We start from the raw sequence: 19722 nt of genomic DNA, 5'->3' as shown, positions 1-19722 counted from the left end.
CAGTCTCCGTTACTAGCGATGGAGCTCGGCGCGGTCCCTGGCCAGCTCGCCCTGCCCGGCCCGTGGCTTGCACCACAACCTGTAGGACGCCACCAGGAACGCTACCCAGACCACGCCGACGAGCAAGGCCGCCTGGGTGTCGGGGAAGTAACCGAGCACTCCGAAGATGAACAACATGAAAGCAATGGCCAGGGCCGGCCCGTAGGGCCAGAACGGCACGGGAAATTGCAGGTTGGCGGCCTCCTCGCGGCTCATGCGCTTGCGCATGGCCACCTGTGTGACGAGGATCATCAGCCACACCCAAACAGTGGCAAAGGTGGCGATCGAGGCAATGAGCAAGAACACGTTTTCCGGGATCAGGTAGTTGAGCACCACGCCGATCAGCAGCGCAGCGCCCATCACCAAAACGGTCAGCCATGGCACACCTTGCCTGGACAGCCGGGCGAACCCATGCGGTGCCTGGCCTTGCTGGGCCAGGCCGTACATCATGCGCCCGGCGCCGAAGATGTCGCTGTTGATGGCCGAAACCGCCGCCGAGATCACCACCACGTTGAGCAGCGCGGCTGCCGAGCCGATGCCCAGGTGGCCGAAAATCTGCACGAACGGGCTGCCCTGGCTGCCGATCTGCGGCCAGGGGTACAAGCACATCAGTACGAACAGGGTGAGCACGTAGAACAGCAGGATGCGCAGCGGCACGGCGTTGATCGCCTTGGGGATGACCCGCCGCGGGTCCTTGGCCTCACCGGCGGTGATGCCGATGATCTCGATACCGCCAAAGGCAAACATGACCACCGCGAACGAGGCGATCAGCCCGCCGACACCATTGGGCAGGAAGCCGCCGTGCTCGAACAGGTTGCTGACCCCCACCACGTGATCACCGCCCACCTGGCCCAGGCCGAAGGCCATGATGCCCAGGCCCGCGAGGATCATCGCGACGATGGCGCCAACCTTGAGCAGCGACAGCCAGAACTCCATCTCGCCGAATACCTTGACGTTGCACAGGTTCAGCCCGCCGATCAGGAACACGATACCCAGCACCCAGATCCAGCGCGCAACCTCAGGGAACCAGAACCCCATGTAGATCCCGAATGCCGTGACGTCGGCAATGCAGACGATGATCATCTCGAAGGCGTAGGTCCAACCGAGGATGAACCCGGCCATGGGGCCGAGGTAGGTACTGGCGTATTGGCCGAAAGAGCCGGCCACCGGGTTGTGCACGGCCATCTCGCCCAGCGCGCGCATCACCATGAACACCGCGGCGCCGCCGATCAGGTAAGCCAGCAGCACGGCCGGGCCGGCCATCTGGATGGCCGAGGCAGAGCCGTAGAACAGGCCAGTGCCGATAGCCGAACCGAGGGCCATGAAGCGGATGTGGCGGGCCGTGAGGCCACGATGGAGTCCTTGTGCGGATTGCATGTCGCGTCCTTATTGTTGTTTTGCGGTGCACTCGGGGGCCGCGGTGCGGCCCCGGCTCTCTCACAGGCTCGGCAGTACCCCAGCCGGCAACAAGCCGGTCAGCTTGCCTTCTGCCAGCAATGCACTGGCCATCTCGATATCCGGCGAGAAGAAGCGGTCACGGTCATAGTGCGGCACTTCGCGGCGCAGCACCTGGCGCGCCGTCTCCAGCTTCACCGATGTTTTCAGCCCTTCACGCAGGTCCAGGCCCTGGCACGCGCCCAGCCATTCGATGGCCAACACCCCCCGGGTGTTCTCGGCCATCTCCCACAGCCGCTTGCCCGCTGCCGGGGCCATGGACACATGGTCCTCCTGGTTGGCCGAGGTCGGCAGGCTATCGACGCTGTGCGGGTGCGACAGGGCCTTGTTCTCGCTGGCCAGGGCCGCCGCCGTCACCTGGGCGATCATGAAGCCGGAGTTGACCCCGCCGTTTTCCACCAGGAACGGCGGCAGCTGCGACATGTGCTTGTCCATCATCAGCGAGATACGGCGCTCGCTCAGGGAGCCGATTTCAGCAATGGCCAGGGCCAGGTTGTCGGCAGCCATGGCCACGGGCTCTGCGTGGAAGTTGCCACCCGACACCACATCGCCTTCGGCGGCGAACACCAGCGGGTTGTCCGACACGGCGTTGGACTCGATCGCCAGCACTTCTGCAGCCTGACGCAGCTGGGTCAGGCACGCGCCCATGACCTGTGGCTGGCAACGCAGCGAGTACGGGTCCTGAACCTTGCCGCAATGCTTGTGCGACTGCGACACCTCGCTGGACTCACCCAGCAGGTCGCGGAAGCACGCGGCGGTATCGATCTGGCCGCGCTGGCCGCGCGCGTCATGGATCCGTGCATCGAATGGCGAACGCGACCCCAGCACGGCCTCGACCGTCAGGCCACCGCAGGCGATTGCCGCGGCGTACAAGTCTTCAGCCTGGAACAAGCCACGCAGGGCGTAGGCCGTGGATGCCTGGGTGCCGTTGAGCAGCGCCAGGCCTTCCTTGGCGGCCAGGGTCAGCGGCTCCAGGCCAGCGACCGCCAGGGCCTCGCTGGCCGGCAGCCACTCACCTTTGTAACGCGCCTTGCCTTCGCCCAGCAGCACCAGCGACATGTGCGCCAGCGGCGCCAGGTCCCCGGAAGCCCCCACCGAGCCCTTGAGCGGGATGTGTGGGTAAACCTCGGCATTGACCAGGGCGATCAAGGCATCGATGACCTTGCGGCGGATGCCGGAGAACCCGCGGCCGAGGCTGTTGATCTTCAGCACCATGATCAACCGCACCATGGCGTCGTCCAGCGGCGCGCCGATACCGGCGGCATGTGACAGCACCAGCGAGCGCTGCAGGTTTTCCAGGTCATGGCTGGCGATGCGGGTGGAAGCCAACAGGCCGAACCCGGTGTTGATGCCGTAGGCGGTGCGGTCTTCGGCAATGATCCGTTCGACGACGGCCACGCTGGCATCGATGGCGCTACCCGCGCGGGCATCCAGGCTCAGATGCAGCGGTGCGTTATGGATGCGGCGCAGTTGGGCCAGTGTCAGTTGGCCAGGGATGAGGTTCAGGGCTTCCATGTGCATTCTCCTTTTAATTGTTCAATGCAGGGTCGGCAGCACAGGCTGCGGCCCTTGCGACGTTTTCAGCAGCGCGGCGGCGCGGGCGATGTCCGGAGCCAGCCAGCGGTCTTCCAGGTAGGCCGGCACCTGCTCGCGCAACAGCCGCCAGGCAGCATCGGTACCAGCGCCAAAACGCTGTGCCTTGAGGAACTCGAAGGCCTGGGCGGCCAGCAGGTATTCGATGGCCAGGATCTGGGTGCAGTTCTCCAGCACCTGGTGCAGCTTGAGTGCGGCATTGGTTCCCAGGCTCAGGTGGTCTTCCTGCAGGCCAGAGGTGACGTAGTTGTCGAGCACCGCCGGTTGCGCCAGCTGGCGGTTCTGCGCGCACAGCGAGGCGGCGACGTACTGGGCGATCATCATCCCCGAGTTGACCCCTGGGTTGCTGACCAGAAACGCCGGCAAGCCACTGACATGCGGGTTGACCAGGCGGTCCAGGCGGCGCTCGGCGATCGAGCCGATCTCGGCCATGGCAATCGCCAGCAGGTCGGCGGCCATCGCCACCGACTGGCCGTGGGGGTTGGCCTGGGAGACCACGCGGAAGGCATCCGGGGTGCCCAGCAAAAGCGGGTTGTCATTGGCGCCGTTGAGCTCCGCCTCGATCTGCTTCTCGGCGTGGGCGAACTGGTCGCGGGCCGCGCCGTGCACCTGTGGGATCGAGCGGATGCTCAAGGCGTCCTGGGTGCGAATGCCCTTGCTGGCGGCGATCACTTCGCTGTCCGCGAGCAAGGCGCGCAGGTTTTCGCCCACCCGCTGCATGCCTGGGTGAGGCTTGAGCGCGATGATCTCGGGGTCGAAGGCGGCGACCTGGCCGCGCAACGCCTCGAAGCTCATGGCGCCGATCACGTCGGCCCACTGCAACAGGCGGCAGGCGTCGTCCAACGCCAGGCTGGCCAGGCCGGTCATGCACGGCGTGCCATTGACCAGGCACAGGCCGTCCTTGGCACCCAGCTGTACGGGGGCCAACCCTTCGGCGGCCAGTGCTTCAGCGGCGTCGACGATCTGACCGTGATAGCTGACCTTGCCGATGCCCAGCAGGCACACGCCGACATGGGCCATGTGGGTCAGGTAGCCGACCGAACCCTGCGCCGGCACCTGCGGGGTGATGCCGTGATTGAGCAGCGCCAGCAGCGCCTCGACGACGCCGCGCTGGATACCCGACTTGCCGTGGCTGTAGTTGGCGATGGCGGCGCAGATGATCGCTCGGGTTTGCTCATCGGGCAGCGCCGGGCCAACGCCACAGGCGTGGCTGAGCAAGGTGTTGCGCGACAGCTGGCTGAGCTGCTCGCCCTGCAGCGACACATTGCACAGCGCGCCCAGGCCGGTGTTCACACCGTAGGCACGCTCACCGCTCTCGACGATATGGCGGACGATCGCCTGGGCATTGTCGATGCGCGACCAGACCTGCGGCGCCAGCGCCAGGCGCGCGCCCTGGCGGGCCACCGCAGCGATGTCTTGCCAGCGCAGCGCGGCGCCGGTGAAAGTGACGGTTTCAACGTGCGACATGCTGCCCCTCATACCGCGACCGCGCGGCGCTGGACGAAGCGGTCGACGTATTCGTCGGCCGGGTTGTGGAGGATCTGGTGCGGCGTGCCCACCTGGATCAGCCGGCCGTCCTTGAGGATGGCAATGCGGTTGCCGATGCGCACGGCTTCGTCCAGGTCATGGGTGATGAACACGATGGTCTTGTGCAGGGTCTTCTGCAGCTCCAGCAACTGGTCCTGCATTTCGGCGCGGATCAATGGGTCGAGGGCGCTGAAGGCCTCGTCCATGAGGATGATGTCGGTGTCCGCCGCCAGCGCCCGGGCCAGGCCGACGCGTTGGCGCATGCCTCCCGACAGCTGGTGCGGATACTTCTTCTCGTAGCCCTTCAGGCCCACGGTCTCGATCCAGTGCTGGGCGCGCTCGGCGCACAGTTGCTTGCTCTCGCCGCGCACCTTCAGGCCGTAGGCGACGTTGTCCAGCACATTGCGGTGCGGCAGCAGGCCGAAGCTCTGGAACACCATGCTGATCTTGCGCCGGCGAAACTCGCGCAGGGCCTCCATGTCGTACTGCAGGATGTCCTCGCCATCGACCAGGATCTGCCCGCTGGTGGGGTCGATCAGGCGGTTGAAGTGGCGCACCAGGGTCGACTTGCCCGAGCCGGACAGGCCCATGATGACAAAGATCTCACCGCTGCCGATGGACAGCGACAGGTCGTTGACCCCGACCACACAGCCGGTCTGCGCCAGCACCTGCTCTTTGCCCTGGTTGTTGCGGATCAACCGCAACGCCTCATCGGCACGGTCGCCGAAGATCTTGAAAACGTTCTTCACCTCGATCTTGCTGATCGGCTGCGTGCTCATTTGCTCACCTCATGGCGTGGCCGGCCATAGGCCTGGGTAATGCGGTCGATCACCACCGCGAGAATGACGATGGCCAGGCCCGCTTCGAGGCCGCGGCCGACGTTGAGGGTCTGGATGCCCACCAGCACGTCCTCGCCCAGGCCACGGGCGCCGATCATCGAGGCGATCACCACCATCGACAGGGCCATCATGGTGGTCTGGTTGATGCCGGCCATGATGCTTGGCAGGGCCAACGGCAGTTGCACGCCGAACAGTTGTTGCCAGCGGTTGGCGCCGAAGGCATTGATCGCTTCCATCACTTCGCCATCGACCTGGCGAATCCCCAGGTCGGTCAGGCGGATGAGTGGCGGCGCGGCGTAGATCACCGTGGCGAAGATCGCCGGCACCTTGCCCAGGCCGAACAGCATCAGCACCGGGATCAAGTACACGAAGCTGGGCATGGTCTGCATGATGTCCAGCAATGGCATCAGCACCGCGCGCAGGCGGTTGCTGCGCGCCGACAGGATGCCCAGCGGGATGCCCACCAGCACCGAGATCAGCGTGGCCACCAGCATCAGCGCCAGCGTCTGCATCAGCTTGTCCCACAGGCCGACGGCGCCGACCAGGAACAACAGGCCGGTAATCACCAGCGTGGGCAGGATGCGCCGGGTGGCGTGCCAGGCGATCACCGCCACCACGCCGAGCATCAGCCACCACGGTGTGGCGCGCAGCACGCCTTCGAGGCTGACGATGGCCCACAGCAGGGTGTCGGAGATGTGCCGGAACACATCGCCATAGTTGGTCACCAGGGCGTCGACCCAGCCGTTGACCCAGTCGGCGATGGAGAATGTCAGGTTGTCAGGAAACATAGGTTCCACTCATCAGCTGTGGACGCTCAAAGCGCCGCGTTGATCTTCTTGGCAGCCTCATCGCTGACCCAGGCCTGCCAGACTTCAGGATGTTCCTTGAGGAACACCTTGGCCAGTGCGGGCGACTCGATCCGATCCTTGGTCATGCGCGCCAGGTTCTGGTTCAGCAGGTCGATCGGCAGGTTGACCTTTTCCAGCACGGCGACCAGTTCTGGGGCTTGTTCGTGGAAGGTTTTCGACAGCCCGACCTTGATCGACACGGACTTGTCCACACCGTCTTTTTCCTGCAGCTTGACCAGGTCGACCTGGCCCATCAGCGGGGTCGGTGTCCAGTAGTAGAAGAGAATCGGCTCGCCGCGTTTGTAGCTGGACAACACGGCGGCATCCAGGGCCGGGCCGGTGCCGGGACGGAAGTTGGTGTAGCTGCTTTCCAGGCCGTAGTCCTTGAGCATCTTGCTGTTGTCCAGTTCGCAGGTCCAACCGGCCGGGCAGTTGTAGAAGCGGCCTTTGCTCGGCTCTTCCTGGTCCTTGAACACGCTGGCATATTTAGCCAGGTCCGCCACGTTCTTGAGGTCGGGCGCCTTGACTTCGAGCTTGCGCTTGGCGTCGCCCTCGATCACGTAGCGCGGCACGTACCAGCCTTCCTCCGCGCCCACCACCGGGGCGCCGACGCCTACCACCTTGCCGGCGGCCTCGGCCTTCTTCCAGACCTCGCTGCGGCCGACCCACTCTTCGGCGAACACTTGGATGTCATTGGTGCCCAGGGCGTTTTCCATGGTGATGGAGTTGCCGGGCAGGCTGTCGGTTTCGCAGCCGTAGCCGTTCTTCAGCACGAATTGCATCACGTCGGTCAGCAGCATGCCGCTTTCCCAGTTCAGCCCGGCGAACTTCACCGGCTTGCCAGACTCGCACCAGCCGGCGGCCTGGCTGCTGCCGGCAGCGCCGAGCAGGCCGAGGGCGAACAGCGAGGCAAGCAAGGTCTTGTTGGTTTTCATTGCGTGACGCTCCCAAACTTGAAAATGGAAATCGGCAGTCCTTGCAAGGAAAAATGGCCGAGCGGGGCTGCGCAGCAGCCCCAGAGGCCTGTCAGCCCGTAATCATCGGCAGGTTCAACCCCTGCTCTTTGGCGCAATCGATCGCAATCTGGTAACCCGCATCCGCGTGGCGCATCACCCCGGTGGCCGGGTCGTTGGTCAGCACGCGGGCGATCCGCTCGGCCGCTTCGTCAGTACCGTCGCACACGATCACCATGCCAGAGTGCTGCGAGAAGCCCATGCCTACGCCGCCGCCGTGGTGCAGCGACACCCAGGTGGCACCGCTGGCGGTGTTCAGCAACGCGTTGAGCAGCGGCCAGTCGGACACGGCGTCCGACCCGTCCTGCATGGCTTCGGTCTCGCGGTTGGGGCTGGACACCGAGCCCGAGTCGAGGTGGTCGCGGCCGATGACAATCGGCGCCGACAGCTCACCGTTGCGCACCATTTCGTTGAACGCCAGGCCCAGCTTGGCGCGCAGGCCCAGGCCCACCCAGCAGATACGCGCCGGCAGGCCCTGGAAGCTGATGCGCTCGCGGGCCATGTCCAGCCAGCGATGCAGGTGGGCGTCATCCGGGATCAGCTCCTTGACCTTGGCGTCGGTCTTGTAGATGTCCTCGGCATCGCCGGACAGCGCCGCCCAGCGGAACGGGCCGATGCCACGACAGAACAGCGGGCGGATGTAGGCCGGGACGAAGCCTGGGAAGTCGAAGGCATTGGTGACGCCCTCCTCCTTGGCCATCTGGCGGATGTTGTTGCCGTAGTCGAAGGTCGGCACGCCTTGCTTCTGGAAGTCCAGCATGGCCTGCACATGCACGGCCATGGACTGTTTGGCGGCCTTGACCACGGCGGCCGGCTCGGTCTGCGCGCGGTCGCGGTACTGCTCCCAGGTCCAGCCCGCCGGCAGGTAGCCGTTGAGCGGGTCGTGAGCGCTGGTCTGGTCGGTGACCATGTCCGGGCACACGCCACGCTTGACCAGCGCCGGCAGGATCTCGGCCGCGTTGCCATGCAGGGCGATGGAGATGGCTTTGCCTTCGGCGGTGTACTTGGCGATGCGCGCCAGGGCGTCGTCGAGGTCCTTGGCTTGTTCGTCGACATAGCGGGTGTCGAGGCGGAAGTCGATGCGGCTCTGCTGGCATTCGATGTTCAGCGAACAGGCACCGGCCAGGGTCGCCGCCAGTGGCTGGGCGCCGCCCATGCCGCCCAGGCCAGCCGTCAGTACCCACTTGCCCTTGAGGCTGCCGCCGTAGTGCTGGCGGCCAGCCTCGACGAAGGTTTCATAGGTGCCCTGGACGATGCCCTGGCTGCCGATGTAGATCCAGCTGCCGGCGGTCATCTGGCCGTACATGGCCAGGCCCTTGGCGTCCAGTTCGTTGAAGTGTTCCCAGTTGGCCCAGTGCGGCACCAGGTTGGAGTTGGCGATCAGTACGCGCGGGGCATTGGCGTGGGTCTTGAACACGCCGACCGGCTTGCCCGACTGCACCAGCAGGGTTTCATCGTCATTGAGGTGGGTCAGGCTCTCGACGATCTTGTCATAGCAGGCCCAGTTGCGCGCGGCGCGGCCAATGCCGCCATACACCACCAGCTCTTTCGGGTTTTCGGCAACCTGCGGGTCGAGGTTGTTCATCAGCATGCGCAGCGGCGCTTCGGTCAGCCAGCTTTTGGCCGTCAGCTTGTTGCCACGCGGGGCGCGGATCTCGACGTCACGGAATTTGTTGAGTTTGTTGTCAGTCACGAAAAGTGCTCCTCGGGTGCGTACAGCGCGAAGGGGGACGGCCTATCCACTTTCGCGCACTTGGCTTTACTTGTACATACAAGCATATGCAATTGGATTGCCAAGTTGTGTGAGGGTGTTTTTTTCAGGCGCAGCAAGGTAGGTGGAGCCCTTGTGGATCAAGGGGTGCAGAAAATGGGGAAACGCTGGGAGGGGATTGCAGAGGGGGCTGAGCAGCTAGACGGCATTGCGCCATCTTGGGGCGATCGGTAACAGCGTGGCCGGTTTTGAAGCGTTACCGGGTAACTTTTATGTTGGCTGTACAGGCCTCTTCGCCGGCTTGCCGGCGAGAGGCCTGCGGCATTACTAGAAAACCTGGGTCAGCTCGATGACACAGCAGCGACCCAGCACGTCCATCTCCAGCAGACGGTCGTTACCGCTCAACTGCAAGCAGTCATACAGCCCCAGCGCCGGCTGCGCCTGCCCATCGATACTCACCTGAAGTTCGGCCTGAGCACTGAACACAAGCACGTTGCTGGCAGCACTGAACAGCCGACTCCCCCCGTTGAACCACTGCAGCCTTGCCCGGTAACGCCCCGGGGCATAAATCAGGTTGAAGTCACGAATCGGCCCACCCAGCAAGGTGCAGTTCACCTGGCTCTCGCCACTGAATGCATAGGCATCGAACGGCAGAAGCGGCCGGCTGTGTTCGCCGTCCACCGTCAGGCGCATGCCATCGCCCTGCAACACGGTGATGATGCGCTGGTAACCGGTAAAGCTGGAAAAGCCACCGGACGCCTCGATGTCGGCAATCGACAGGCGCCAGCCGAAGCCGTCCAGCCCGTCGCCCGCATCGCGGGTGATCTCTGCGGTAAAACCACCGCCGTTCTTCCACGGCATGCGCGGGTAGTCATTGGCGCGCAACCACTGCAGCTGGCTCATTTGCTGAAACGTCCTTCCAGGCGATGACGGGAACCGGGGTGGATCAACCGTGCAGCGGTCACCGGCTGGCGGCCCGACCAGGTGCGACGCCGGATCAAAAGGCACGGCTCGCCAGGCTCGATCTGCAGCAATTGACACTCGTCGGGCTCGGCGAGGATGGCTTCGACCACGTGCTCGCCCTCGGTCAGCGGTGCCACCTGGGACAGATAGGCGTAGGGCGTCTGCCGGGTGAAGTCCTGCTTGAGGTAGTCCGGAGCGATCTGCGCGTTGACGTAGCGGTCTTCGATCTGCACCGGCACGCCGTTTTCGTAATGCACGATCAACGAATGGAACACCCGCTGGCCTTCGCGCATGTCCAGGGCCAGGGCGCGTTCGGAGCCGGCCGCTTCCTCGGTCAGGGTGATCACCTGGCAGCTATGCTGGTGGCCACGCGCGGCGATCTCATCAGCGATGTTGTTGACCTCGAACAATGCCGAACGGGACTTGGGCTCGGCAACGAAAGTGCCGACGCCCTGCATGCGTACCAGCAGCCCCTCAGCGGTGAGTTCACGCAACGCACGGTTGATGGTCATGCGGCTGAAACCCAGCTGGCTGACCAGCTCGCTCTCTGACGGCACCCGGTGGTGGGGCGGCCAGGTGCCATTCTCGATCTGCTGGACGATCATCTGTTTGACCCGGGCGTACAGCGGCGCCGGGCCCTCGCCCATCTGGGCTACCAGCGCGGAGACAGGAGGTGTCGGCACGGCGTTTGATCCTTGTGCGAATGGAGTGAGCGGTAGCTTGCCGGAGTTTACCCGGCAGGCAAACGGCTGTATATGTATATACAAGTCAAAAAAAACAGGAAAGCGCAATGCCCGCCTATTACGCCGAACGTGCCCTCCTGCCCAACGGTTGGGCCCACAATGTCCGCTTCGAGGTGGCCAATGATGGCTACCTGGCTGCGGTCGAGGCCGATGCCACCCCTGAGGGCGCCGAGCGCTTGCACGGGCCTGTGATGCCGGGCATGCCAAACCTGCACTCGCATGCGTTTCAACGCGCCATGGCGGGCCTGGCGGAAGTGGCGGGCAACCCCAACGACAGCTTCTGGACCTGGCGCGAGCTGATGTACCGCCTGGTTGGCAAGATCACCCCGGAACAGCTGCAGGTCATCGCCCAACAGCTGTACATCGAGATGCTCAAGGCCGGCTACACCTCGGTCGCCGAGTTTCACTATGTGCACCATGACCAGGCGGGCAAGCCCTACTCCGACCCAGCTGAGCTGTCGCGCCGCATCAGCGCCGCTGCGGCCAGCAGTGGCATCGGCCTGACCCTGCTGCCAGTGCTCTACAGCCACGCCGGTTTCGGCGGCCAGGCGCCCAACGAAGGGCAACGGCGCTTCATCAATTCCACCGAGCAGTACCTGCAGCTGCAAGCGCAGCTGGCCCCGATGCTGGCGGCGCAACCCGCGCAGCAGCTTGGGTTGTGCTTCCACTCGTTGCGCGCGGTCACGCCCAGGCAGATCCACGAGGTACTGGCTGCCGGCAATCAACAGTGCCCGATCCATATTCATATCGCCGAACAACAGAAGGAAGTCGACGACTGCCTGGCCTGGAGCGGCCTGCGCCCCCTGCAATGGCTGTATGAGCATGTGCCGGTGGATGCGCGCTGGTGCCTGGTGCATGCCACCCATGCACACACCGACGAAGTCGCAGCCATGGCCCGCAGTGGCGCCGTGGCCGGGCTGTGCTTGACCACCGAGGCCAACCTGGGTGACGGGATCTTCCCGGCAGTCGACTACCTGGCCCAGGGTGGGCGCATGGGTATTGGCTCCGACAGCCATGTGTCACTGAGCGTGGTCGAGGAGCTGCGCTGGCTGGAATACGGCCAGCGCCTGCGCGACCAGCGCCGCAACAGGCTGTACCGGGAGAATCAGCCGATGGTCGGGCGTACCTTGTATGACGCGGCACTGGCTGGGGGTGCGCAGGCGTTGGGCCAACCCATTGGCGAACTGGCGGTGGGCAAACGTGCCGACTGGCTGGTGCTCGATGGCCAGGACCCGTATATCGCCATGGCCGATGGTGATGCCATCCTCAATCGCTGGCTGTTCGCCGGGGGCGATCGCCAGGTACGTGATGTGATGGTCAATGGGCAGTGGGTGGTGCGCCAGGGGCGGCACGGGCAAGAAGCGCAAAGCGCCCAAGCGTTTGTTGAGGTATTGCGGCAATTGCTGGGCTAGCGGTTGCTTGTACCGGCCTCATCGTTGGCAAGCCGGCTCCACAGGAATAGCACGCCCTGAAGAACGGCGTTGTACCCGCGGGGGCCGGCTTGCCGGCGATGAGGCCGGTACTGACAGTTCAATGCATCTGCACGATCTGCTTGTCCGCCATTCGCCAGATCAGGCGGCTGGTGTCGTAGCCCTGCTGGCGGGCCTTGGCCAGCAGGTTCTCGCGCTCCCACGCCGGCAATGACGGCGTGCGCGACAATATCCACAGGTACTTGCGGTCCGGACTGCCGACGATGGCCGTGCGGTAACGATCGTCCACGTACAGGATCCAGTATTCGCCCTTGGTCAGGCCCGGTACCAGGCGGCTGAACCAGTTGTCGAACTCGACCCACAGCCTGTCGGTATGCCCCGGCTCCTGGATGTTGGCGTGGCCTTCGGCACGCAGCCATTCGTCACCCATCGTCCGGCAGCGGTTCAATACCCCGTACGAGCCGTCAGGCTTGAGGTTGTAATGCGCCTCGGACTGAGCACATTCGCTTTGGTAAGGCATCGGCAATCGTGCCAGTTCGTACCATTTGCCCTGGTACCGCTTGAGGTCGACGTTACCGGCAGTCTTCGGCGCCAGCGGGTCGTTGGCCGAAGTGGCGCAGCCACCCAACAGCATCACCAGGCACAACCCCAGCAGCAGGTGCAGACGCGTCATTTGAGGCCCTGCCCTGAGTACATCAATACCTTGTCAGCCGCGTACTGCACGCTGATGAAGCTCTTCTCGTCCCCCCAGGTGCAGCTGCTCATGCCCAGTGCGCCAGAGCACTCGGTGGGCGTGCCGAGCAGTTGCTCGACCTCGGCCTTGTTCATGCCGGCCTTGAGCTTGGAGTAGTTTTCCTGATTGATCTTGCTGCACGCAGTCAGGACGACGCACAAAGACAACAGGGCGAGGGAACGCAACGACATGAAGGGACACTCCTGGAAGGTGGATGCAGGCGAGTGGCCTGCAGTGACCTTCGACGGGAAAATCCCTCCCTGGTTCCCTTGCAACCCCCTTTTCGTTCTACACCGTTGGTCGGTTGGCGCTGCGCAAACGATTAATGTTTTGCCGGGCCGCGTCGACACAGCGAGCACGCTGTGACGCGTGGTCGCAGCCCCTCCTCCGCCTTGCCTTGTGCAGATCACAAAAAATGACCAAGAACCTGAAGTTCAGCCACAAGATCCTGCTGGCCGCCGCCCTGGTGGTGGCCGTCGCGTTTACCTGTTTCGTGCTGTTCAACGACTACCGCCAACGCCAGTCCCTGCGCAGCGATACCCAGACCAACCTGCAGGACCTCGGCAGCCTAACCGCCGGCAACATCCGCAACTGGCTCGACAGCCGCATCCAGCTGCTCGACTCGCTGGCGCAACAGATTGCCGTCGACGGCCCCGGCAAGCCCAGCCTGGACCGCAGCCTGGCGCTGCCGGTGTATGCCGGCAACTTCCAGCTCACCTATTTCGGCGGCCAGGACGGCAGCATGCAATCGGTACCGGTCGGCAACCGCGCCGCCGACTACGACCCCCGCACCCGCGGCTGGTACAAGGCAGCCAGCGCCGCCAACCGCACCATCGTGACCGAGCCGTACATCTCGGCTTCAGCCGGCAGACTGGTAATCACCCTGGCCACCCCGGTGCATCAAGCGGGCCGAGTGATTGGCGTCAGCGGCGTCGACACCGACCTGCAAACCATCAGCAACCTGATCAACACCCTCGACTTCGATGGCCACGGCCACGCGTTCATCGTTAACGGCGAAGGCAAGATTCTCATCCACCCCAAGGCTGACCTGGCGCTCAAGACCCTGGGTGACGTCTACCCTGCCGGTACGCCACGCATCGGCAATGGCCTGAAGGAAGTGGAACTGGACGGGCGCAAGCAGTTCATCAGCTTCACCCACGTCGACGGCGTGCCTTCAGCAGACTGGTACGTCGCCCTGGTGGTCGACCAGGACGCCGCGTTCGCCATGCTCAGCGAGCTGCGCACCTCGGCCCTGGTTGCGACGCTGATCGCAGTGCTGGTGATCATCGCCCTGCTCGGCCTGCTGATCCGTGTGCTGATGGAACCCCTGCACCTGATGGGCCGCGCCATGCATGACATCGCCGAAGGCGAAGGCGACCTGACCCGGCGCCTGACCATTCATGCCCAGGATGAGTTCGGCAGCCTTGGCCAGTCGTTCAACCGTTTTGTCGAGCGTATTCACGAGTCGATCCGCGAAGTGGCCTCGGCCACCGGCCAGGTCAACGCGGTAGCGACCCAGGTGGTAAGCGCTTCGAATGCCTCGATCACCAATGCCGACCAGCAGTCCAGCCGCACCAGCAGCGTGGCTGCGGCCATCAACCAGCTCGGCGCCGCCGCGCAGGAGATCGCCCAGAATGCGGCGCTGGCCTCGCAGCACTCCAGTGAGGCCCGCGGCCTGGCCGAAGATGGCCAGCAGGTGGTGGGGCGCACCATCGATGTGATGAACCAGTTGTCGGCGCGCATCAGCGATTCGTGCGGCAACATCGAGACGCTCAATGCTCACACCGCCAACATCGGCCAGATTCTCGATGTGATCACTGGTATTTCCCAGCAAACCAACCTGCTGGCGCTGAACGCTGCGATCGAAGCGGCCCGTGCCGGTGAGGCCGGGCGTGGTTTCGCGGTGGTCGCCGACGAGGTGCGCAACCTGGCCCACCGTACCCAGGAGTCGGCGCAGCAGGTGCAGCGCCTGATCGAAGAGCTGCAGGCCGGTGCCCAGGTGGCGGTCAGCACCATGAACCAGAGCCGCCAGCACAGCGACCACAGCGTGGGGATCGCCAACCAGGCGGGCGAGCGGCTGGGCAGCGTGACCCAGCGCATTGGCGAGATCGACGGGATGAACCAGTCGGTCGCGACCGCCACGGAAGAACAGACGGCCGTGGTCGAGTCGATCAATGTCGACATCACCGAGATCAATACGTTGAATCAGGAAGGGGTGCAGAACCTGCAGAGCACCTTGCGTGCCTGCACCGACCTGGAGCGCCAAGTCGAGCGGTTGAAGCACCTGGTGGGGAGCTTCAGGATCTGAAACCAATGGGGCCGCTAATGCGGCCCCATTCATTACTCAGAACCTGGAACCAGGCTCCAGCAAAAAGTCCATCTCTTCACTGGTGCTCGGCCGCTCCAGCATCAGGTTGCGATGCGGGAAGCGCCCGAACCGGGCAATCACCCGCTGGTGCTGCTCGGCGTAATCGAGGAAGCCTTCGAACAAGCGCCGATGGGCTTCAGGCTGCTCATCGAGCAGCACCTGATAGCGCTCGACGCTCAGGTTCTGCCAGTCCAGCACCTCGGCATGCTCCAGCACCAGCAGCACGAATACCCGCTGAATCGGCAGCAGCTGGTAGTCCCAGCCCTTTTGCAAACCCTGCAGCGCCACCACCTGGGCACGCCGGTCGCCTTCAAAGGCGCGCGGCGTATCGCGGTAGATCATGCGCGGTAGCTGGTCCAGCAGGATCAGCAGGCCAAGCCAGCCCTGGGGGCTCTGCTGCCACTCGTCGAGCCCGCCCGCCAGGGCATGCTCGACCAGCTCGCCGAACACCGCCTGGGCTTCGGCATCGTGATGCTTGCCGAACCACAGCGTGCTCTTCTCGTCAGCCACGGCCTGGGGACTGGTCCCCCAACCGAACCACCACTCCAGCAACGGCTGCCAAGGTGCGAGCATGACTTACTCCTTGTGATAGGCGGTGACGCGCTCGACCTCTTCCTTCGAGCCGAGGATGACCGACACGCGCTGGTGCAGGCTCTCTGGCTTGATGTCGAGGATGCGATCGTAACCGTTGGTGGAGGCGCCGCCAGCCTGCTCGATGATGAACGACATCGGGTTGGCTTCGTACATCAGGCGCAGCTTGCCCGGCTTGCTCGGCTCGCGGGCGTCGCGCGGGTACATGAACAGGCCGCCACGGGTGAGGATGCGGTGCACGTCAGCCACCATCGAGGCGATCCAGCGCATGTTGTAGTTCTTTTTCAGCGGCCCGGTCTCACCGGCCAGCAGCTCGCCCACGTAGCGCTGTACCGGGGCTTCCCAGTGGCGCTGGTTGGACATGTTGATGGCGAACTCGGCGGTGGTTGCCGGGACCTGGATGTTCTCGTGGGTCAGGACGAAGCTGCCCAGTTCACGGTCCAGGGTGAAGCCCTTGACGCCGTTGCCCAGGGTCAGGATCAGCATGGTCTGCGGGCCGTAGATGGCGTAACCGGCGGCGACCTGCTCGGTGCCTGGCTGCAGGAAGGCTTCTTCGTTGAGGCTCTCGTTCTGGCTCAGGTACTGGTTAGGGCAACGCAGTACCGAGAAGATGGTGCCGACCGAAACGTTGACGTCGATGTTCGACGAGCCGTCCAGCGGGTCGAAGACCAGCAGGTAGGCACCTTTCGGGTATTTGCCCGGGATCTGGTAGGCGTTGTCCATTTCTTCGGACGCCATGCCAGCCAGGTGGCCGCCCCACTCGTTGGCTTCGAGCAAGATGTCGTTGGAGATCACGTCCAGCTTCTTCTGCACTTCGCCCTGCACGTTCTCGGTGCCCATGCTGCCCAGCACGCCACCGAGGGCGCCCTTGGACACATGGTGGCTGATTTCCTTGCACGCACGCGCCACCACTTCGATCAGGAAGCGCAGATCGGCAGGAGTATTGTTGCTGCGGGTCTGCTCAATCAGATAGCGACTCAGGGTAACGCGGGACATGTATGGCTCCGAACGGATTGGGGGGAGAAAACCCCCGCAGTTTACAGGGAGAGTTGAATGCTAGCGAGCAAAGAGACTCGCTGGGCAGTCAGACGGCACTTTAGGTCGGTAGTTCAGCCATGGCCTGGCCGGTGGTCAGTTGGGGCTGCCATGCAGCCCAATCGCCGGCACGCCGGCTCCCACAGACTCTACTGAGCTACGATGTGGTGGGAGCCGGCTTGCCGGCGAATGGGCCGCTGCGCGGCCCCAGCACTCAATCCAGCGCCTTCCAGATATCAGTCGCGTACTCGCGAATGGTACGGTCCGAAGAGAACCAGCCCATCCGCGCCGTGTTCAGCACTGCAATGCGCCACCACTCCTGCGGTGTATGCCACAGCTCCTCGACCCGTCGCTGGGCATCCCAGTAGGCATCGAAGTCTGCACAGACAAGGAAGCGGTCATAGGCCACCAGGCCATCGATCAACCCCATATAGCGCCCAGGGTCGTCCGGTGAAAACACACCACTGCGGATCGCCTGCAGCACATCGTTCAAGCGGTTGGAGGCGGCTATCGCGGCACTGGCCCCAAAATCACCGGCACGCTTGCGCGCCTCGACCTGCTGCGCGGTCAGGCCGAAAATGAACATGTTGTCGGCGCCCACCTGTTCGCACATCTCCACGTTGGCACCGTCCAACGTACCGATGGTCAACGCACCGTTGAGGCCGAACTTCATGTTGCTGGTGCCCGAGGCCTCGTAGCCGGCCGTGGAGATCTGCTCCGACAGGTCCGCCGCCGGGATGATGCTCTCGGCCAGGCTGACGTTGTAGTTGGGCAGGAACACCACCTTGAGCAGGCCGCGCACCGTGGGGTCGTTGTTGACCACCCGGGCGATGTCGTTGGCCAGCTTGATGATCAGCTTGGCCTGGTGGTAGCTGGCCGCGGCCTTGCCGGCAAAGATCTTCACCCGCGGGACCCAGTTGGTGCCCGGATCGTTACGGATGGCCTGGTACAGCGCCACGGTATGCAGCAGGTTGAGCAGCTGGCGCTTGTACTCGTGGATGCGCTTGACCTGCACGTCGAACAGCGCCTCGGGGTTGACCGTGACGCCCACGCGTTCCTGGATGATGCTGGCCAGGGCACGCTTGCTGTGCAAACGCTGCGCGGCGAACGCTTTGCGAAAGCCACTCTTGTCGGCGAACGGCACCAACTCGGCCAAGCGCCCTTCGGGGTCGTCCAGCAGCTCCGGGCCCAGGGCCTCCACCAGCATCGCCGTCAGTTGCGGGTTGGCCTGATACAGCCAGCGGCGGAAGGTGATGCCGTTGGTCTTGTTGTTGATCCGTTGCGGGTAAAGCTTGTGCAGCTCGGCGAACACCGAGCTTTTCATCAGTTTGCTGTGCAGCGCCGATACCCCGTTGACGCTGTGCGAGCCAAGGAACGCCAGGTTGCCCATGCGTACCCGGCGGCCGTTGTCTTCCTCGATCAGCGACACTGCGCGCAACACGTCGAAGTCATGCAGGCCTTTGGCGCGCAGGGCATCGATATGGAAGGCGTTGATCAGGTAGATGATCTGCATGTGCCGCGGCAGCATGCGCTCCATCAACGCCACCGGCCAGGTTTCCAGCGCCTCTGGCAACAGCGTGTGGTTGGTGTAGGCCAAGGTGCCGACGGTCAGCTCCCAGGCCTTATCCCACGGAATTTCATGCTGGTCGACCAACAGCCGCATCAGCTCGGCCACGGCAATCGACGGGTGCGTGTCGTTGAGCTGGATAGCCGCGGCATCCGGCAGGTTGAGCAGGTCCTTGTGCATGTTCAGGTGACGCCGCAGCAGGTCTTGCAGCGACGCCGACACGAAGAAGTATTCCTGACGCAGGCGCAGCTCCTGGCCGGCCTCGGTGCTGTCGGCCGGGTAAAGCACCCGCGAGATGCTCTCGGCCCGCGCCACTTCGGCCACCGCGCCCAGGTGATCACCGGCGTTGAAACGCTCCAGGTGCAGTTCTTCCAGCGCCCGCGCACGCCACAGCCGCAGGGTATTGACGCAGGACCCGCGCCAGCCGACCACTGGCGTGTCGTAGGCTACCGCCCGCACCGTCTCGCCCGGCGACCACACCTGACGCTGCGCGCCGTTGGCGCCCTGCAGCGTTTCGACGCTGCCGCCAAAGCTGATTGGGTAGATTACCTCGGCGCGCTCGAACTCCCACGGGTTGCCGAAATCCAGCCAGTTTTCGGTCTGCTCCTGCTGCCAGCCATCGACCACGGCCTGGCGGAACAGCCCGTGTTCATAGCGGATGCCGTAACCGTGGGCGGCGATGCCCAAGGTCGACATGCTCTCCATGAAGCACGCCGCCAGGCGGCCCAGGCCGCCATTGCCCAACGCCGCATCGGGTTCGAGCAGGCGTATGCGCTCCAGGTCCACATCCAGCCCTTCCAGAGCATCGCGGGCGATATCCAGCAAGCCCAGGTTGCTCAGGCTGTCGTAAAGCAGGCGTCCGATCAGGAATTCCAGCGAGAGGTAATAAACCCGCTTCTGGCTGCGTCGGTAAGCCTGACGGGTGTGATCCATCCAGTGATCGACCATGTGATCGCGGGCGGCCAGGGCAATGGCCTCGAACCAGTCGTGGTCGAAGGCGTGCTCCGGGTCCTTGCCGACCGCGTAGGTCAGCTTGTCCAGTACCGCGGCGCGAAAATCGGCCACCTCGGCATCACGTGCGTTGGGTTCCTGGGACATGCGGCATCCTCGGGCAAATTGACGAAAGCGCAGAGAGAGTGTTGAGACTAGTCCCTTCGACAGGGAGTGACAGTCTCGGTTCGCAGTTTTCATGCCCACTTTGCCAATCCGGCAAAAGGTTGTTCACAAATTGAACAACTCCGGTATCATCGCGCGCCCCAAGACCGTG

Annotated in this window: 16 protein-coding genes and 1 pseudogene; 3 read left to right on the top strand and 14 right to left on the bottom strand. The window is 64.1% G+C overall.

Features of this window, described 5'->3' with window-relative positions:
• Positions 1-12: 12 nt before the first annotated feature.
• From ACIPIJ_RS18910 to hutC, 9 genes are all read right to left on the bottom strand, one after another.
• Positions 13-1416 carry an amino acid permease gene (locus ACIPIJ_RS18910; protein ID WP_401079430.1) on the bottom strand — a complete coding sequence of 468 codons (1404 nt, stop codon included), beginning with the start codon at positions 1414-1416 and terminating at the stop codon, positions 13-15.
• Between the two features lie 60 nt (positions 1417-1476).
• Positions 1477-3009: a histidine ammonia-lyase gene (gene hutH / locus ACIPIJ_RS18905; protein WP_401079428.1), complete on the bottom strand. Its 1533-nt coding sequence runs from the start codon at positions 3007-3009 to the stop codon at positions 1477-1479.
• A 21-nt stretch (positions 3010-3030) separates the two neighbouring features.
• Positions 3031-4554: a histidine ammonia-lyase gene (hutH, locus tag ACIPIJ_RS18900; RefSeq protein WP_401079426.1), complete on the bottom strand. Its 1524-nt coding sequence runs from the start codon at positions 4552-4554 to the stop codon at positions 3031-3033.
• An 8-nt stretch (positions 4555-4562) separates the two neighbouring features.
• Complete coding sequence (locus ACIPIJ_RS18895; protein WP_401079424.1) at positions 4563-5393, bottom strand: glycine betaine/L-proline ABC transporter ATP-binding protein; 831 nt, start codon at positions 5391-5393, stop codon at positions 4563-4565.
• A complete protein-coding gene (locus ACIPIJ_RS18890) occupies positions 5390-6241 on the bottom strand; it encodes an ABC transporter permease (RefSeq protein WP_401079422.1) in 852 nt (283 codons plus the stop codon). Before ACIPIJ_RS18890 ends, ACIPIJ_RS18895 begins: the two co-directional genes overlap by 4 nt.
• A 26-nt stretch (positions 6242-6267) precedes the next feature.
• Entirely contained in the window at positions 6268-7236 is a 969-nt protein-coding gene (locus ACIPIJ_RS18885) for an ABC transporter substrate-binding protein (protein ID WP_401079420.1), read from the bottom strand.
• A 91-nt stretch (positions 7237-7327) separates the two neighbouring features.
• A complete protein-coding gene (hutU, locus tag ACIPIJ_RS18880; RefSeq protein WP_401079418.1) occupies positions 7328-9007 on the bottom strand; it encodes a urocanate hydratase in 1680 nt (559 codons plus the stop codon).
• Positions 9008-9352: 345 nt separating this feature from the next.
• Complete coding sequence (locus tag ACIPIJ_RS18875) at positions 9353-9928, bottom strand: HutD family protein (protein WP_401079416.1); 576 nt, start codon at positions 9926-9928, stop codon at positions 9353-9355.
• Positions 9925-10635, bottom strand: coding sequence for a histidine utilization repressor (gene hutC, locus ACIPIJ_RS18870; protein WP_401079849.1), 711 nt, complete (start codon positions 10633-10635; stop codon positions 9925-9927). The genes ACIPIJ_RS18875 and hutC overlap by 4 nt, the downstream gene beginning before the upstream one ends.
• Before the next feature lie 143 nt (positions 10636-10778).
• Here hutC and ACIPIJ_RS18865 point away from each other — a divergent pair, with 143 nt between their 5' ends.
• The gene (locus tag ACIPIJ_RS18865) at positions 10779-12143 is read left to right on the top strand and encodes a formimidoylglutamate deiminase (RefSeq protein ID WP_401079414.1); all 1365 of its coding nucleotides are present in this window, start codon (positions 10779-10781) and stop codon (positions 12141-12143) included.
• A gap of 118 nt (positions 12144-12261) precedes the next feature.
• Here the strand turns inward: ACIPIJ_RS18865 and ACIPIJ_RS18860 are convergent, their stop codons facing one another.
• Together ACIPIJ_RS18860 and bamE are read right to left on the bottom strand one after the other, a co-directional pair.
• On the bottom strand, positions 12262-12834 hold the full coding sequence (locus ACIPIJ_RS18860) for a lipocalin family protein (protein WP_401079412.1): 573 nt from the start codon (positions 12832-12834) through the stop codon (positions 12262-12264).
• Positions 12831-13085, bottom strand: coding sequence for an outer membrane protein assembly factor BamE (bamE, locus tag ACIPIJ_RS18855; protein WP_079230016.1), 255 nt, complete (start codon positions 13083-13085; stop codon positions 12831-12833). Before bamE ends, ACIPIJ_RS18860 begins: the two co-directional genes overlap by 4 nt.
• Before the next feature lie 134 nt (positions 13086-13219).
• Between bamE and ACIPIJ_RS18850 the strand changes: the two are divergent.
• Positions 13220-14347, top strand: a pseudogene (locus ACIPIJ_RS18850) (cache domain-containing protein); the annotation flags it as partial.
• A gap of 24 nt (positions 14348-14371) precedes the next feature.
• Positions 14372-15202 carry a methyl-accepting chemotaxis protein gene (locus ACIPIJ_RS18845; protein ID WP_401079848.1) on the top strand — a complete coding sequence of 277 codons (831 nt, stop codon included), beginning with the start codon at positions 14372-14374 and terminating at the stop codon, positions 15200-15202.
• A 36-nt stretch (positions 15203-15238) separates the two neighbouring features.
• Here the strand turns inward: ACIPIJ_RS18845 and ACIPIJ_RS18840 are convergent, their stop codons facing one another.
• The 3 genes from ACIPIJ_RS18840 to ACIPIJ_RS18830 all read right to left on the bottom strand — a co-directional run bounded on the left by ACIPIJ_RS18840 (position 15239) and on the right by ACIPIJ_RS18830 (position 19553).
• Positions 15239-15835 carry a DUF924 family protein gene (locus tag ACIPIJ_RS18840; RefSeq protein WP_401079410.1) on the bottom strand — a complete coding sequence of 199 codons (597 nt, stop codon included), beginning with the start codon at positions 15833-15835 and terminating at the stop codon, positions 15239-15241.
• 3 nt (positions 15836-15838) lie between these two features.
• A complete protein-coding gene (locus ACIPIJ_RS18835; RefSeq protein WP_012274595.1) occupies positions 15839-16849 on the bottom strand; it encodes a class 1 fructose-bisphosphatase in 1011 nt (336 codons plus the stop codon).
• A 253-nt stretch (positions 16850-17102) separates the two neighbouring features.
• Entirely contained in the window at positions 17103-19553 is a 2451-nt protein-coding gene (locus ACIPIJ_RS18830; RefSeq protein WP_401079408.1) for a glycogen/starch/alpha-glucan phosphorylase, read from the bottom strand.
• Between the last annotated feature and the right edge of the window lie 169 nt (positions 19554-19722).

This window comes from Pseudomonas sp. NPDC087185 (genome assembly GCF_044744955.1).
Taxonomy (GTDB): Bacteria; Pseudomonadota; Gammaproteobacteria; order Pseudomonadales; family Pseudomonadaceae; genus Aquipseudomonas.
Note: the sequence above shows the minus strand (reverse complement) of the source record. Positions and strands in the feature narration are given on the sequence as shown.

Coding starts and splice junctions, on each gene's coding strand:
- bamE (WP_079230016.1), bottom strand. CDS start 13,085: ATGTCGTTGCGTTCCCTCGCCCTGTTGTCTTTGTGCGTCGTCCTGACT.
- ACIPIJ_RS18840 (WP_401079410.1), bottom strand. CDS start 15,835: ATGCTCGCACCTTGGCAGCCGTTGCTGGAGTGGTGGTTCGGTTGGGGG.
- ACIPIJ_RS18875 (WP_401079416.1), bottom strand. CDS start 9,928: ATGAGCCAGCTGCAGTGGTTGCGCGCCAATGACTACCCGCGCATGCCG.
- ACIPIJ_RS18835 (WP_012274595.1), bottom strand. CDS start 16,849: ATGTCCCGCGTTACCCTGAGTCGCTATCTGATTGAGCAGACCCGCAGC.
- hutH (WP_401079426.1), bottom strand. CDS start 4,554: ATGTCGCACGTTGAAACCGTCACTTTCACCGGCGCCGCGCTGCGCTGG.
- hutC (WP_401079849.1), bottom strand. CDS start 10,635: ATGGGCGAGGGCCCGGCGCCGCTGTACGCCCGGGTCAAACAGATGATC.
- ACIPIJ_RS18895 (WP_401079424.1), bottom strand. CDS start 5,393: ATGAGCACGCAGCCGATCAGCAAGATCGAGGTGAAGAACGTTTTCAAG.
- ACIPIJ_RS18865 (WP_401079414.1), top strand. CDS start 10,779: ATGCCCGCCTATTACGCCGAACGTGCCCTCCTGCCCAACGGTTGGGCC.
- ACIPIJ_RS18910 (WP_401079430.1), bottom strand. CDS start 1,416: ATGCAATCCGCACAAGGACTCCATCGTGGCCTCACGGCCCGCCACATC.
- ACIPIJ_RS18890 (WP_401079422.1), bottom strand. CDS start 6,241: ATGTTTCCTGACAACCTGACATTCTCCATCGCCGACTGGGTCAACGGC.
- ACIPIJ_RS18830 (WP_401079408.1), bottom strand. CDS start 19,553: ATGTCCCAGGAACCCAACGCACGTGATGCCGAGGTGGCCGATTTTCGC.
- hutH (WP_401079428.1), bottom strand. CDS start 3,009: ATGGAAGCCCTGAACCTCATCCCTGGCCAACTGACACTGGCCCAACTG.
- ACIPIJ_RS18885 (WP_401079420.1), bottom strand. CDS start 7,236: ATGAAAACCAACAAGACCTTGCTTGCCTCGCTGTTCGCCCTCGGCCTG.
- ACIPIJ_RS18860 (WP_401079412.1), bottom strand. CDS start 12,834: ATGACGCGTCTGCACCTGCTGCTGGGGTTGTGCCTGGTGATGCTGTTG.